Origin of the sequence: Paraburkholderia silviterrae (assembly GCF_004353915.1) — a bacterium.
GTDB lineage: Bacteria > Pseudomonadota > Gammaproteobacteria > Burkholderiales > Burkholderiaceae > Paraburkholderia > Paraburkholderia silviterrae.
Genome location: NZ_SMRP01000008.1, coordinates 239,561 through 254,060 on the forward strand (window position 1 = coordinate 239,561; position 14,500 = coordinate 254,060).

The 14,500-nt window shown below is 64.1% G+C and carries 12 protein-coding genes and 1 pseudogene; 2 read left to right on the forward strand and 11 right to left on the reverse strand.

From position 1 onward, the window contains the following. Positions 1-157 precede the first annotated feature (157 nt). The 4 genes and pseudogenes from EYW47_RS18435 to EYW47_RS41905 form a co-directional block, all read right to left on the reverse strand. Complete coding sequence (locus tag EYW47_RS18435) at positions 158-880, reverse strand: PqiC family protein (RefSeq protein ID WP_133196266.1); 723 nt, start codon at positions 878-880, stop codon at positions 158-160. Further along, entirely contained in the window at positions 877-2,529 is a 1,653-nt protein-coding gene (locus EYW47_RS18440; protein WP_133196267.1) for a PqiB family protein, read from the reverse strand. The genes EYW47_RS18435 and EYW47_RS18440 overlap by 4 nt, the downstream gene beginning before the upstream one ends. Further along, on the reverse strand, positions 2,522-3,184 hold the full coding sequence (locus tag EYW47_RS18445) for a paraquat-inducible protein A (protein ID WP_133196268.1): 663 nt from the start codon (positions 3,182-3,184) through the stop codon (positions 2,522-2,524). Before EYW47_RS18445 ends, EYW47_RS18440 begins: the two co-directional genes overlap by 8 nt. Positions 3,185-3,643: 459 nt before the next feature. Next, a pseudogene (locus EYW47_RS41905) lies at positions 3,644-4,241 on the reverse strand (paraquat-inducible protein A); the annotation flags it as partial. A 490-nt stretch (positions 4,242-4,731) separates the two neighbouring features. Here EYW47_RS41905 and EYW47_RS18455 point away from each other — a divergent pair. Both EYW47_RS18455 and EYW47_RS18460 read left to right on the forward strand, forming a co-directional pair. Further along, positions 4,732-5,301, forward strand: coding sequence for a YceI family protein (locus EYW47_RS18455; protein WP_133196329.1), 570 nt, complete (start codon positions 4,732-4,734; stop codon positions 5,299-5,301). Positions 5,302-5,403: 102 nt separating this feature from the next. Then, complete coding sequence (locus EYW47_RS18460; RefSeq protein WP_133196330.1) at positions 5,404-5,973, forward strand: YceI family protein; 570 nt, start codon at positions 5,404-5,406, stop codon at positions 5,971-5,973. Positions 5,974-6,040: 67 nt separating this feature from the next. Here the strand turns inward: EYW47_RS18460 and EYW47_RS18465 are convergent, their stop codons facing one another. The 7 genes from EYW47_RS18465 to queA form a co-directional block, all read right to left on the reverse strand. Then, positions 6,041-6,847: a hypothetical protein gene (locus EYW47_RS18465; protein WP_133196270.1), complete on the reverse strand. Its 807-nt coding sequence runs from the start codon at positions 6,845-6,847 to the stop codon at positions 6,041-6,043. Then, positions 6,844-7,902, reverse strand: coding sequence for a DUF6402 family protein (locus EYW47_RS18470; RefSeq protein ID WP_133196271.1), 1,059 nt, complete (start codon positions 7,900-7,902; stop codon positions 6,844-6,846). Before EYW47_RS18470 ends, EYW47_RS18465 begins: the two co-directional genes overlap by 4 nt. Positions 7,903-8,063: 161 nt before the next feature. Beyond that, positions 8,064-9,014 (reverse strand): protein translocase subunit SecF, encoded by a 951-nt coding sequence (secF, locus tag EYW47_RS18475; RefSeq protein ID WP_133196272.1) that lies wholly within the window; start codon positions 9,012-9,014, stop codon positions 8,064-8,066. 15 nt (positions 9,015-9,029) lie between these two features. Continuing rightward, positions 9,030-11,081, reverse strand: coding sequence for a protein translocase subunit SecD (gene secD / locus EYW47_RS18480; RefSeq protein WP_133196273.1), 2,052 nt, complete (start codon positions 11,079-11,081; stop codon positions 9,030-9,032). Positions 11,082-11,235: 154 nt separating this feature from the next. Then, the gene (gene yajC / locus EYW47_RS18485; protein ID WP_028216134.1) at positions 11,236-11,565 is read right to left on the reverse strand and encodes a preprotein translocase subunit YajC; all 330 of its coding nucleotides are present in this window, start codon (positions 11,563-11,565) and stop codon (positions 11,236-11,238) included. A 382-nt stretch (positions 11,566-11,947) separates the two neighbouring features. Then, positions 11,948-13,147: a tRNA guanosine(34) transglycosylase Tgt gene (gene tgt / locus EYW47_RS18490; RefSeq protein ID WP_133196274.1), complete on the reverse strand. Its 1,200-nt coding sequence runs from the start codon at positions 13,145-13,147 to the stop codon at positions 11,948-11,950. A gap of 96 nt (positions 13,148-13,243) precedes the next feature. Next, the gene (gene queA / locus EYW47_RS18495) at positions 13,244-14,317 is read right to left on the reverse strand and encodes a tRNA preQ1(34) S-adenosylmethionine ribosyltransferase-isomerase QueA (RefSeq protein ID WP_133196275.1); all 1,074 of its coding nucleotides are present in this window, start codon (positions 14,315-14,317) and stop codon (positions 13,244-13,246) included. Between the last annotated feature and the right edge of the window lie 183 nt (positions 14,318-14,500).

The window sequence follows — 14,500 nt, forward strand, 5'->3', positions numbered from 1 at the left end:
GCGGTTGGTGTTTCACGCGGGCTCGCCGGGACCGGAAGCCGGTGCCTGGGTGCCGCGGTGACGCCAGCGCTTGGGATGATCGACGAGCACCCGGAACGGGATATGGACGCGGCGCGCAGTGCGCGCCACGTCCATCGAGAGGTCTCTTTCCAGGGTGTCAGCCCGCCGTAGCGGCAGGCATGGCCTGCGGGCAGGCCACGCTGGTCACGGGCTTCATGTGCACGTTCTTCGCGCCGTTCTTCGTGGTGGCCGGCGCGCTCGCCTGCGGTGCCGCGGCGAGCGTGCGCACGCCGCTTGCAATGGCCTGCGAGAGGGCCGCCACCGCGCGCCGGTGGCCGACCACGAGTGCGTCATAGCCATCGCCCACGGGCTCGTTGAGCACGCTGCGGCAGGTCATGACCGCCTGCGAGTCCAGCGAGCGCACACTCCAGACCGCGTCGATGAGGGCGTGCGAGCCCGGCCACGATTCGAAGCGCTGCACTTGCACGCTCACGCGGTACACCGGCACGCCTTCGGGATGCGGCGAGCCATACACGTCGATGGTGCCGAGCTGCTGCGTGAGGTCGCCCGAGAGCGCGCGGCGGATCTCGTCGCCGGGCAGCGAAGCCCAGCGCTCCTGCTCGAGCACCTTGACCTGGGTGGCGTCGTTCTGCACGACGAACTGTAGCTTCGCGACTTGCGGCGGCACGTCGACCGGCGCCAGCGCGACGAGCAGAGCCGGGTTGCCCGTGGTCGCGGCGACCGGCGCGCGTGCGGCGTCGTCGGTCGGGCTCAGCGTGTAGAAACGGCTGCCGGGCGAGGCGCAGCCCGCGAGCGCCGCCGCAAGGGCAAGTGCCGCAAGGGCTGCCGGGAGCCGCAGGGGTAGCCGGCGAAACGTCATGGCTTGTCTCCTGATTTGCCGCGCAGCAGCGATTCGGGATGGCGCTCCAGATAATCCGAGAGCGCGTTGAGGGACTGCAGCGTGCGCGTGAGCTCCTGCAGCGCCTGATGCACGTCCGTTTGCATCGGCGAATCCTGCTGCAGCGTGGTCTGCGCGGCGTTGAAGGTCTTCTGCGCCTGGTCGAGCGTGCCACGCATCTGCGGCAGGATTTCGTCGTTGACCTTGCCGAACAACTGGTTCGCGTTCTTCAGCGAGTCGTTCAGATTGTTGCCGATCTGGTCGAACGGAATCTTGTCGAGCTTCTTCGCGATGTCGGCGAGCTGCAACTGCAGTTCCTCGAGCGAGTTCGGAATCGTCGGCAGCTCCATGGGGTCGCGGTCGAGATCCACCTTCGCGGGCGGCGCCTTCGGGAAGACGTCGAGTGCGATGTAGAGCTGGCCCGTGATCAGGTTGCCGGTGCGCAACTGGCCGCGCAGACCGCGCGCGACGAGGCGCTTGACGAGCTCCTGGCTTTGCACCGTGTGCGGAGCCGGCGCTTCGCCGTGGATGCGCCGCGAGAGGCGCTGCGGATACAGGTTCATCGCCACCGGCATCGTGAAGTTGTGCTCCTTCGGGTCGTACTCGATGCCGATGTCGGTCACCTGGCCGAGCACGATGCCGCGGAAGTCGATCGGCGCGCCCACCGAGAGGCCGCGCAGCGACTGGTTGAAGTACATCACCACGCGCACCGGCGCGCCGTCCGGCTCGCGCATCGCTTCGGTCTGGTCGGACGCGAGCGTGAAGGTCGAGTTGTCGGGCGCCTGCGGACCCATGGCCTGGCCCGACGGCGCCTCGAACGCGAGGCCGCCCACCACCACGGTCGCGAGCGACTGCGTGTTGACCTTGATGCCGCTCGAATCGAGCTGCACGTTCACGCCGCTCGCGTGCCACCAGCGCGTGTTGGTGCCCACGTACTGGTCGTAGGGCGCGCTCACGAACACTTGCACCGTGACGCCGTTGCCGTCCTTGTCGAGCGAGTAGCCCGTCACCTGGCCCACCTGGATGCGGCGATAGAAGATGGGCGTGCCGATGTCGAGCGAGCCCAGATTGTCGCTATGCAGCGTGTAGCGGTGGCCCTTTTCGTCGATGGTCACGGCGGGCGGCGTTTCCAGCCCGACGAAGTCGCTGGCGGTTTCGCTCGAGCGGCCCGCGTCGGCGCCGATATACGAGCCCGAGAGCAGCGTGCCGAGGCCCGAGACGCCGCTCGCGCCGATGCGCGCGCGCACGACCCAGAAATGGCTGTCCTTCTTGGCGAAGTTCTCGGCGTCCTTGGTGAGCTCCACGGTCACGAGCACGCGCGAGAGATTCGGCGAAAGCTTGATGGCGCGAACCGAGCCGATATCGACGTCCTTGTACTTGACCTTGGTCTTGCCAGGCTCCAGGCCCTCGGCGGTCATGAAGCTGATCGTGATGGTCGGGCCGCGCGAGGCCACGGACTTCACCACGAGCGCAACGCCGATCAGCGCCGCGACGAGCGGCACGATCCAGACGAGCGAAGGCAGCCAGCGCCTCGGCTTGACGATGTCCGGTTCGGGCAGGTCGGGCGGTAGCGAGCCACCACCCGAGGGCACGCCGCCGGAGGGCGGGGTCGGTCCTTTCGGACTATTCATGAGGGTGATCCTGAGAGTGTTGCGAGGGTTGCTGTTTGTCTTCGTCTACCGGATCCCAGATGAGGCGGGGATCGAACTGCATCGACGCGATCATCGTCAGGATCACGACCGAGCCGAACGCGATCGCGCCGGGCCCCGCCGTAATCACCGCAAGCGACTGGAAGCGTACCAGCGCGACCGTCAGAGTGACCACGAACACGTCCAGCATCGACCAGCGGCCAATGAACTCGACGAGCCGATAAAGCTTCGTGCGCTCGACTGGGCGCCACGTGGAGCGGCGCTGCGCCGTGGTGCAGAGCAGGGCGAGCACGGAGAGCTTGAGCATGGGCACGAGAATGCTCGCGATGAAGACGATCACCGCGAGCGGGGCGTCGCCCGAGGTCCAGAAGTAGGCGACGCCGCTCATGATGGTGTCGTCCTCCTCGCCAACGAGCGAGGCCGTGTGCATCACCGGCAGCAGGTTCGCGGGGATGTACAGGATCGCGGCGGCGAAGAGGAGCGCCCAGGTGCGTGTGAGGCTGTCGGGGTGGCGCTCGTGCATGGGCGAGTCGCAGCGCCCGCAGCGCTCATGCACGCCCGGGCGCGCGCGCGGTTGCACGTGGCCGCAGGCGTGGCAGGAAATGAGGCCGGCGTCGGTGGCAGTGGTGAATTTCATCGTGATGCCTCGGTGCGCTGGGCGTTCATTGCGGGGTCCAGCCAGGCGCGTTCGCGCTGCCGCCGTGCTGCTTCGGCGCGGCCGGATCGAGGATCTCGGGGCTGGCGAGCGGGCCGATCGCGTCGGGCGGGCGAGGTGCGTCTTCTCGAGATGCGGGATCGGCGCCGCCGGCAGCATCGCTCGCTTCGCGCACGTCCTCGGCGAGCACTGCGGGCACGCCGGGGTCGAGTGCGCCGACGGGGTCGATATCGAGTCCGCCGTGGCTCGAGGTTGCGCCGGGCAGTCCGGTGCCGCTCATGTCGCTGACGTCACGGGTGAGGCCATGCGCGGCGGAACCGCTCACGCCGTGCGGGCCGCCCGAACCGTCAAGGCCGCCCGGACCGCCTGGCCCACCCGAACCCGTCACACTGCCCGCCGGACCCGCACCGCCGCGGCGCGCGGCGCGCGCGCTTTCGCGCAGGGCGTCGGCCACATCCCATAGCGTGCGTGCGTCGAAGGTCAGGACCACAGTGATCATGAGTGTGAGCGCACCGAACGCGAACAGCGCGGTCTCGGGAATCACGCGTGCGAGGCTCACCATTTTCACGATGGTGATGAGCACGCCCAGCATGAAAACTTCGAGCATGCCCCAAGGCCGCACGAACTGGATCGTGCGCAGCACGAGGTTGAAGCCCGGTGGAATGTAGCCGCGCCGGATAGGCAGGAGCACGTAGAGCAGCGCGACCAGCTCGGTGAGTGGGCAGAGAATGGTTGCGAAAAAAACCATCACCGCGACGATCTCCATGCCTTCGTTCCACAGCACGATGAGCGCGCCGAAGAGGCTCGACTGCGAGATGATGCCGTTGGCATCGAGCTCGATGATGGGAAACGACTGCGCGATGACGAACGTGACGAGCGCGGCGATGGTGATCGCGCAGATGCGGTCGAGCTGCGATGAAGCGCTGTTATAGAGCGTGGCGCCGCAGCGCGTGCAGCGCGCGCTTTGTCGCCCGAGCAGGCGAGGCTTGTGGTAGAGCGCGTCGCATTCGTGACACGCGATCAGATTGTCCTGGGCCATGCGGGCAGAAGACGCAAAACGACGTGAACGGAACGAAAAGGTGCTGGCGACGCAGCGGCGTTGCCAGCCATGTTACCAAAGGGGCCGATAGCACGCGTTTCCTTCGTCAGCGCGCGCGGCGAGCCGCGCGTTCGATGGGACGGCGCCGCCCTGGCAGCCCGAACGGCGTGGGAGTGTGCCACGTTTGCTGCACCTGCGTGCGCCACCCGCGCAGCAATCGTGCGCTAGCGCAGACTGGCGGGCCGGCTTTGCACCGCGGGCGTTGCCGCGCGCCGGTTTTGCGCTGGCGCACGATTGCTGCGCGCTGCCCTGGCGCCGGATGTTTGTATTCTGTTCGCATACACGCCGCCAGGTTATCGTTCCTTCTGAGCGGCCGATTGACCGGCCATCCCTCCATGGGGCCCGCGCGGGCGGCGGGTGCGATTAGCGGAGGTGCACGACGCCTGGGCTGGGGAAAAACATGAAAGCATTGGCTGGACTGGCGCGTTTGATGAGAAGCCGGGCGCGCGTGACCAGGGCGGGGGCGGCGCTCGCAGCGCTGACGATATGGGCGGCAAGCAGTGCAGTCTGGGCGCAAATGGATGCGGGCAAGAGTACGCTCGTGGCGATCTCGCGGCAAATGAGCGTGCCCGTGGAGGGCAGCTTCACGAAGTTCGACGCGCAGATCGACTTCGACCCGGCGAAGCCGGCAGCGGGCACGGCGCGCCTGACGGTCGATACCGGCAGCTACGACCTTGGCGACGCAAGCTATAACGACTCGGTGCGCGGCCCCGAATGGTTCGACGCCAAGGCGTATCCGCAAGCCACGTTCGTTGCCACGTCGATCGCCTCGACCGGCCCGAACCAGTACAGCGTGAGCGGCAACCTCACGATCAAGGGGCATACGGAGCGCGTCGTGGCGCCGGTCGTGCTCACACAGCAGGGCGCGACGCAGACCTTCGACGGCACGCTGCCCATTCATCGGCTCGCGTTCGGCATCGGCACGGGCGAGTGGAAGGATACCTCGACCGTCGCGGACGAAGTGCTGATCAAGTTTCACATCGTCGTCGCGCACAAGTAATGGGCAACGCGTGCGGCGGCGCGTTTCTCTCACGGCGTTGCCGGCGATTTGCCACGCAGCGTTTGCGTACGGATCACAAAGGAGGCGTACTTGAACCGATTCGTGTTGATGGCCGCAGGGGCCGCAGCGGTGTCGCTCGCCGCGTCGCTGGCGCATGCCGCGGATACCTACCAGCTCGACCCGAACCACACCTTTCCGAGCTTCGAGGCCGATCACTTCGGCGGCCTGTCGATCTGGCGCGGCAAGTTCACCAAAAGCACAGGCACGGTCACGCTCGACCGGGCGGCGAAGACCGGCACCGTCGACGTGACGATTGACGCGGCCTCGGTGCAGACCGGCAATCCGCAGCTCGACAAGCATCTCCAGGGCGACGACTTCTTCGACGTCGCGAAATATCCGACTGCCACGTACAAGGGCACGCGAATAGTCTTCGACGGCGACAAGCCCAAGGAAGTGATCGGCACCTTCACGCTGCATGGCGTGACGCGGCCGCTCAAGCTCGAGATCGAATCGTTCAAGTGCATGCAGCACCCGGTGCTCAAGCGCGAGGTGTGCGGCGTGGAAGCGGAAGCGGAACTCAACCGCGACGACTACGGCATGGACTCGGGCAAGAAGTACGGCTTCAAGATGAAGACCACGTTGCACATTCAGGCCGAAGGCATCAAGCAGTAGTGGGGGCCTGACAAAGCGCGCGCGGCGCGCCCGCAACAAGGCCCGCCGAAGGCGGGCCTTGTTTGATCTACCACTGAGTCATTCGCCAATAAAGCGCATTGATGCGGTCGTAGAGCGAGGGGGGCAGCATGACAAGATCGTCATCGTCGCCGCCAATCTGAAACTGAACGTAGTTGTCGGTCCACATTATCTTCGGCGACGGCGTAGAAAATGTTCGTCGGGCGATTAGCTTGCCAGAAGCACCATCATAGACGCGGCCAACATACTCCGGGTTATCACGGTGGTTCCAATCCAGTCGGCACTCCTCGGCAATATAGAGCCCGTCGGGCGATGTGCTGCGAACGCAGCTGCTCGCGTTCGAGTCCGATCGATGCGTGACGAAGAAATAGAGTAGTGCCAGCGATATGCCTGCAATTAGCAGCTTCTTCATAACTTGATCCGTATCCGCGTGCGAAATCGACAACGTTTCCGGTCTGAAATCTGAGTCTGCCTCTGACGGGCCTTGTTTGATCTGCCACTGAGTCATTCGCCAATAAAGCGCATTGATACGGTCGTAGAGCGAGGGGGGCAGCATTACAACGTCGTCATCGTCGCCGCCCCTCTGAAAAAAGACGTAGTTGCTGGCCCACATTATTTGCGGGACCGGTGTCTGGAGCGTTCGTCGGGCGATCAACTTGCCGGAGGCGGCATCATAGACGCGGCCAACATACTCGGGGTTATCACGGTGGTTCCAATCCAGCCGGCACTCCTCGGCAATATATAGCCCGTCGGGCGATGTGCTGCGGACGCAGCTACTCGCGTTCGAGTCCGATCGATGCGTGACGAAGAAATAGAGTAGTGCCAGCGATATGCCTGCGATTAGCAGCTTCTTCATAACTTGATCCGTATCGGCGTGCGAAGTCGACAACGTTTCCGGTCTGAGAAGATGATGAAGTCGCCGCCCCTCTGATGCTTGATGGCCCACTGCCGGAAGTCGCTGTTATGAACCGGATAGTAGATATTTCCCTTCACCCTCATATCGCCGCGCGCAACCGGATAAGGCAGATACAAGGATGGGACATTGAGTTGTCCCACCAGGCCGTTGTACGGCACGACGATTACACCCTTGCTGCTCCAGTGACCGAGGTACTGTGATACCGATCCGGGTTTGTCCGTGAAATCATAGCTGTCCTTGATGTATACAGAGACACTGGATACTACGGCTTCCCCCTTGATGTATTCGAGTTTCACGTCTGCTGGAGCAGCGTAGAAGTTGAAAGAGCCGAGTGCGCCGGTAAGATCATCGGGAACACCGTTTCTTTGAAACTGTGATTCGATGAAGTCGTCAATTTTTTGCGAAAGCGAACTTCCAACGCTTGCAAACTGGAATTGAAAGTGACGATGAAGTATCGACATACTGTTCCTGCAAACGCTCCATGTGTCGAAAGGCGAGATTGCATCTCTGTATGGCGTCAGTATGTCTCTGAGTACATCAATTGCTTTGTTTCCGTAAATTTGATTGCTCAGGAGTTTGAGATACTTTTCTTCCGCACGCTTGAATCTCAGAACCCAATCCATCTTGATGGTGGTGGTGTCGTACATGCTCGGAGGATAGGGTTTGCCATTCTGATTGATCTCGGCAGCAAGGTCGTCGTCAGTCGGTGCATAGTTCAGGACACCTGCGAACCATCGCTTCATGAGCTTCGCAGCAATGGGCATGCCTTCAAGCCGCATCGCGTCCGGTATCTCCTGAATGTCGAAGGGCGGGACCTTGATCACCTCCTTCTGCTGTGCGGATTGCTCCTTGGGTGGCTTGGGCAGCGGCGGTGGCGGTTTGTCAAACGAAATACCTTGCACGCTGACTGGTTTGCAGCCTTCACAATGGTTCCATCGCTGTGTCCAGAAGCCTGTTTTGTAGTACGGGATTTCCTTGTCGGTGAGATACAACACGGCAGCCCTCCCAAAGAATTGGCCGTAGCGATGCTACATGCGGCCACGACCCATCAATCTCATAAAGATCGAAGTGTCCTGAGGGAGGCATAAAAACAAAAAAGCCGGTTCGCGAGAACCGGCTTTTTCATTCGATTGCGTCCGATGGAACGCAGGGCCTATTAAACCTGGGCGCCCGCGTTCGGATCGTTCGGATCGAACTTGTCCTTCTTGTCCTTGATGAGGTCCTCGCGCTTCACGCCGAGCCACATCGAGATCGATGCCGCGACGAACACCGACGAATAGATACCGAACAGAATACCCACCGTCAGCGCGAGCGCGAAGTAGTGCAGCGTCGGGCCGCCAAAGAAGAACATCGAGAGCACCATCATTTCCGTACAGCCGTGGGTGATGATGGTTCGCGACATCGTGCTCGTGATCGCGTGGTTGATGACTTCCGTGACGGTCATCTTGCGCTCGCGCCGGAAGGTCTCGCGAATCCGGTCGAAGATAACGACCGACTCGTTCACCGAGTAGCCGAGCACCGCGAGCACCGCCGCGAGCACGGAGAGCGAGAACTCCCACTGGAAGAACGCGAAGAAGCCCAGAATGATCACCACGTCGTGCAGGTTGGCGATCACGCCGGCCACGGCGTACTTCCACTCGAAGCGGAACGACAGATAGATGATGATGCCGGCGACCACGCACGCGAGCGCCATCAGGCCGTCGGTGGCGAGCTCCTTGCCGACCTGCGGGCCGACGAACTCCACGCGCTGCAGTTGCACCTGCGCATTGTCGGCCTTGAGCGTGGACATCACCTGATCGCTCTGCTGCGCCGAAGAGAGGCCCTGCTTGAGCGGCAGGCGGATCAGCACGTCGCGCGAGGTGCCGAAGTTCTGCACCTGGGCGTCGCCATAGCCGATCTTCGCGAGCGAATCGCGCACGGGTTCGAGCGGGACCGCCTGCGGGTACTGCACCTCGATGACCGTGCCGCCTGTGAATTCGACCGACAGGTGAAGGCCGCGGTGAAACAGGAAGAACACCGCCGCGATGAACGTGATGAAGGAAATCGCGTTGAAGATCAACGCGTGCTTCATGAACGGGATGTCTTTGCGGATGCGGAAAAATTCCATGATCTTGACTCCGTATCAGCGGGACGAGCCCGTGTTGTCGGGGCTGTTGCGCCGGCGCACCGTGGGTTTGGCGCGCGCGGCACCCTTGGCGCCGGCCTTCGCGGTTTCGCGCGGTTTCGTGGACTGCGCGATGGCGCGGCCCGTGTCGGTGCCGGCATCGGCCGCGCCCAGTGCGGGCGCACCGGCCGCGGCCGTGCCAGCTTCGGGCTCCGGACGCCACACCTGGCCCACGGCGAGGGACTTGAGTTTCTTCTTGCCGCCGTACCAGAGATTCACGAGACCGCGCGAGAAGAACACGGCCGAGAACATCGAGGTGAGAATGCCGATACAGTGCACGATCGCGAAGCCGCGCACCGGGCCCGAGCCGAACGCGAGCAGCGCGAGACCGGCAATGAGCGTGGTCACGTTCGAGTCGAGAATCGTCGCCCAGGCGTGCGCGTAGCCGTTCTGGATGGCCAGTTGCGGCGGCGCGCCGTGGCGCAGCTCTTCGCGCACGCGCTCGTTGATGAGCACGTTCGCGTCGATCGCCATACCGAGCGCGAGCGCGATAGCGGCGATGCCCGGCAGCGTGAGCGTGGCCTGCAGCAACGAGAGCACGGCCACGAGCAGCAGCAGGTTCACCGAGAGGCCGATCATCGAGATCAGACCGAACAGCACGTAGTAGGCGATCATGAACACGGCGATCGCGGCAAAGCCGTAGACCACCGAGTCGAAACCCTTGCGGATGTTGTCCGCACCGAGGCTCGGGCCAACCGTGCGTTCTTCGATGATGTCCATCGGCGCCGCGAGCGAGCCCGCGCGCAAGAGCAGCGCGAGGTCGGCGGCGGCCTGCGGCGTGGGCTGGCCGGTGATCTGGAAGCGGTCGCCGAGCTCCGACTGGATCGTCGCGACGGTGAGCACTTCGCCCTTGCCCTTCTCGAACAGCACCATCGCCATCGGCTTGCCGATGTTGTCGCGCGAGACGCTGCGCACCGAGCGTCCGCCCGCCGAGTCGAGGCGGATGTTGACCGACGGACGGTTGTGCTCGTCGAAGCCCGCCGAGGCGTCGATGATGCGGTCGCCCGTGAAGATCACCTGCTTGCGCAGCAGCACGGGCCCGACGTTGCCTTGCGTGAAGAGCTCGTCGCCCGGCGGCACCGGCGCGGCCGGGTCCGGATGCAGGCCCAGCGGGTCGGCCAGACGCGCTTCGAGCGTGGCCGTGCGGCCGATGATGTCCTTCGCCTTCGCGGTGTCCTGCACGCCCGGCAGTTCGACCACGATGCGGTCGTCGCCTTGCTGCTGGATCACGGGCTCGGCCACGCCGAGCTCGTTCACGCGGTTATGCAGCGTGGTGATGTTCTGCTTGAGCGCGGCGTCCTGAACCGACTTCTTCACGGCCGGCGTGAAGGTGCCGACGAGCTGCGAGCCGCCGTCGGGCGCGTTCTGCGTGGCCCACACGAGCTCGCTCACGCCGCCCGAGCCCGAGAGCACCTTGCGCGCCTGTTCGGCCACGGCCGGATCGGCGAAGTTGATCACGACGCTCTGGCCGACGCGGTTCACGCCGCCGTCGCGGATGTTCTTGTCGCGCAGGATCGTGCGGGCGTCCGAAGAGTCGGAGTCGAGCTTCTTGTTGAGCGCGCCGTTCATGTCGACCTGCAGCAGGAAGTGCACGCCGCCGCGCAGGTCCAGACCGAGGTACATCGGCAGCGCGTGCAGCGCCGTCAGCCAGCGGGGCGAGGCGCTTTGCAGGTTCAGCGCGACGATGTAGCTCGGGTCGCTCGGGTCCGGGTTCAGCGCCTTCGTTAGCGCGTCTTTCAGGCGCAACTGCGTGTCGGTGTCGGCAACGCGCACGCGGATGTTCGCGTTCAACGTCGAGTTGTCGAACGTGACGTCGTCGGCCTTGATGTTGTTCGCGGGCAACGCGGCTTCGATCTGCGCGAGCGTGCTCGAGTCCAGCTTGACGGTGGCTTTACCGCTCGATACCTGGACCGCCGGCGCTTCGCCGAAGAAATTGGGCAATGTGTACACGAGGCCGATGGCGAGCGCCACCAGCATCACGACATATTTCCAGAGGGGGTAACGGTTCATTGCTTGGCCCAACGGGGGAGGGGAATGGCCTGCACGATGTGCGCGCGTCCGACCGAGCCTTCATGATGCCCTTCGCGGGCGATGCAGTGGCGGGGCCGGACGCGCAAGGCCGCGCGTTTGTGCGGCGGCCTGGGGGAAATCGATCGCTTCAGGCTTACAGCGACTTGATCGTGCCCTTCGGCAGGATGGTCGAGACCGCCGACTTCTGCACGGTGATTTCCGTGCCGTCCGAGATTTCGACGCCCACGTAGGCTTCGCTGACCTTGGTCACCTTGCCGACGATGCCGCCGCTCGTAATGACTTCGTCGCCCTTGGCCATGGCGGCGAGCATGTTGCGGTGTTCCTTCTGGCGCTTCATCTGCGGACGAATCATGATGAAGTACAGCACGGCGAACATCAGAATGAGCGGCAGGAAGCTCATGAGGCTCGATTCTGCGCCACCGACTGCGGAGCCTTGGGCGAAGGCATTGGAAATGAACGACACGTTGGTCTCTCCGTTTATACGATCACTACGATCAAAGATACGATCAAAGATACGATCAAAGATACGATCAAAAAGCGAGCCGATTATTCTACCACCGGCAAGATACGCGACGACGACGCAAAATGGGCTTTCCGATCAAGCTGTTATCACGTATTTGCCCGCGAGAGCGGGGTTCGACGTGGCTCGCTCGGGGGCGAAAGCGCCCATGAAGCATGGATGATGCGCCCCTGAATCGTCGTCGAAGCGAAAGGCAATTGTAAAGTTTGGCGACACTTATCGCGGCCCGATATCGGAAACCTTCGAAAGCGCCGTCGGCAAGCGCCGTTGTTACGAGGCGATGCCCGACGGCCTGCGTGATGGTGCCGGGCCGCCGGGCGCGTGTTCAGTCCACGCCGCGCGCGCGTTGCTCGGCAAAGCGCTTCCTGAACGCCCCGAACGTTTTCGTCTCGATCGCCGTGCGCATCTCGCTCATCAGCTCGAGGTAGTGGTGCAGGTTGTGGATCGTGTTGAGCTGCGCGCCGAGGATCTCGCCCACCCGGTGCAGGTGGTGCAGATAGCCGCGCGTGAAGTTGCGGCAGGTGTAGCAGCCGCACTGCTCGTCGAGCGGGCGCAGCGAGTTGCGGTGCACGGCGTTGCGGATCTTGACGTCGCCAAAGCGCGTGAAGATCCAGCCGTTGCGCGCGTTGCGCGTGGGCATCACGCAGTCGAACATGTCGACGCCCGAGGCCACGCCCGCCACCAGATCCTCGGGCGTGCCCACGCCCATCAGATAGTGCGGCTTGTCCGCGGGCAGCTTCGGTGCGATGTGCTCGAGCACGCGCATCATGTCTTCCTTGGGCTCGCCCACCGAAAGGCCGCCGATCGCGTAGCCGTGGAACGGCATTTGCGAGAGGCCGGCGAGCGATTCGTCGCGCAGGTCCTCGAACATGCCGCCCTGCACGATGCCGAACAGCGCATTCGGGTTGCCTAAGGCGTTGAACTCGTCGATCGAGCGCTGCGCCCAGCGCATCGACATGCGCATGGAATCGGCCGCTTCCTTGTGCGTGGTGGGCACGCCGTTGGTTGCGTAGGGCGTGCACTCGTCGAACTGCATGACGATGTCCGAGTTCAGCACCTTCTGGATCTGCATCGACACTTCGGGCGAGAGGAACAGCTTGTCGCCGTTCACGGGCGAGGCAAAGCGCACGCCGTCTTCCGAGATCTTGCGCAGGTCGCCGAGCGAGAACACCTGGAAGCCGCCCGAATCGGTGAGGATCGGCCGGTTCCAGCCCATGAAGCGGTGCAGGCCGCCGTGCGCCTCGATCGTCTCCAGACCCGGGCGCAGCCACAGGTGGAAGGTGTTGCCGAGGATGATCTGCGCGTGCATTTCTTCGAGCTCGCGCGGCTGGGTCGCCTTGACTGTGCCGTAGGTGCCCACCGGCATGAAGATCGGCGTTTCGACCACGCCGTGGTTGAGCGTGACGCGGCCGCGCCGCGCGAGGCCGTCGGTGCCGAGCAGCTCGAATTTGAGGCCGTTTTGCGGGCGTTCGCCCAAATATGCGCCGTGTTCGGCGCGTGCGTTGTTTTGATGACCGTCGGTCATGCGTTGACTCCTGTGCTACCGGAAAACAGTCCGGCGCAATGGGTGAAACGCCGTCGCGCACGCTGCGCGGCGGCGGGGAAAGGGGGCTTGGGCGCCTCAGGTATTGAGCGCGTCTTCAGTTCTCGTCAACAGCATCGCGTCACCATAGCTGAAGAAGCGATAGCGCTCTTCAATCGCGTGACGGTACGCCGCGCGAATCGTCTCGATGCCCGCGAACGCCGAAACCAGCATCAAGAGCGTCGACTTCGGCAGGTGAAAGTTGGTGACGAGCCGGTCCACCACGCGGAACTGGTAGCCCGGCGTGATGAAGATGTCGGTCTCCGCCGACGTGGCCGCGAGTTCGCGGCCCGCGTTTGCGGCGTCGCGCGCGGCGGCTTCGAGCGCGCGCATCGAGGTCGTGCCCACCGCGATCACGCGGCCGCCGCGCGCACGCGTGGCCGCGATCTTGTCGACGAGCGACTGCGGCAGCTGATACCACTCGCTGTGCATCTTGTGCTCGGAGATGTTCTCCACGCGCACCGGCTGGAACGTGCCTGCGCCCACGTGCAGCGTGAGCGTGGCGCGCTCCACGCCTCGCGCGTCGAGCTGCGCAAGGAGTGCGTCGTCGAAATGCAGGCCCGCCGTGGGCGCGGCCACCGCGCCGGGATTTTGCGCGAACACAGTCTGATAGCGCTTCTCGTCGCCTGCGTCGGCGTCGTGCGTGATGTAGGGCGGCAGTGGCAGACGCCCAAATTGCTCGATCAGCGTGAGGCAGTCGTCGGGGAAATGCAGCGTGTAGAACGGCTCCACGCGCTCGCCCACCGTGACGTCGAACGCGTCGGCCAGACGCAGCACCGTGCCCGGGCCCGGGCTCTTGCTCGCGCGGATCTGCGCGAGCGCCGTGCGTGCGCCGGTCAGGCGCTCGACGAGCACCTCGATCTTGCCGCCGCTGGCCTTCTGGCCGAAGAAGCGCGCCTTGAGCACCTTGGTATCGTTGAAGACGAGCAGGTCGCCGGGCGCGACGCACGCGGGCAGTTCCGCGAAGCGGCGGTCGGTGAGGCGCGCGGGTTGACCTGGCAATGGTGCGCTGTTGTCCACCTCCAGCAGACGGCTCGCGCTGCGCTCGGGCAGGGCGGTTTGCGCGATCAATTCGGGAGGGAGATCGAAGTCGAAATCGGAAAGCTTGAACATACGGCCTGATGAAACGGAAATACGGCTGAGACCCGGCGTGTGGCGGCTTTGAGCAGGCGAACCACTGGGCGATAGCGCCCGGTTGTGCCCCAAAAAGCGGTCGCAGTGCCCGCCCGTGCACAACGCGCAAGCAATCTGCATGGGGCCGGAGTCAGTGCTGAAGCACTAACTCCGGATCGACAG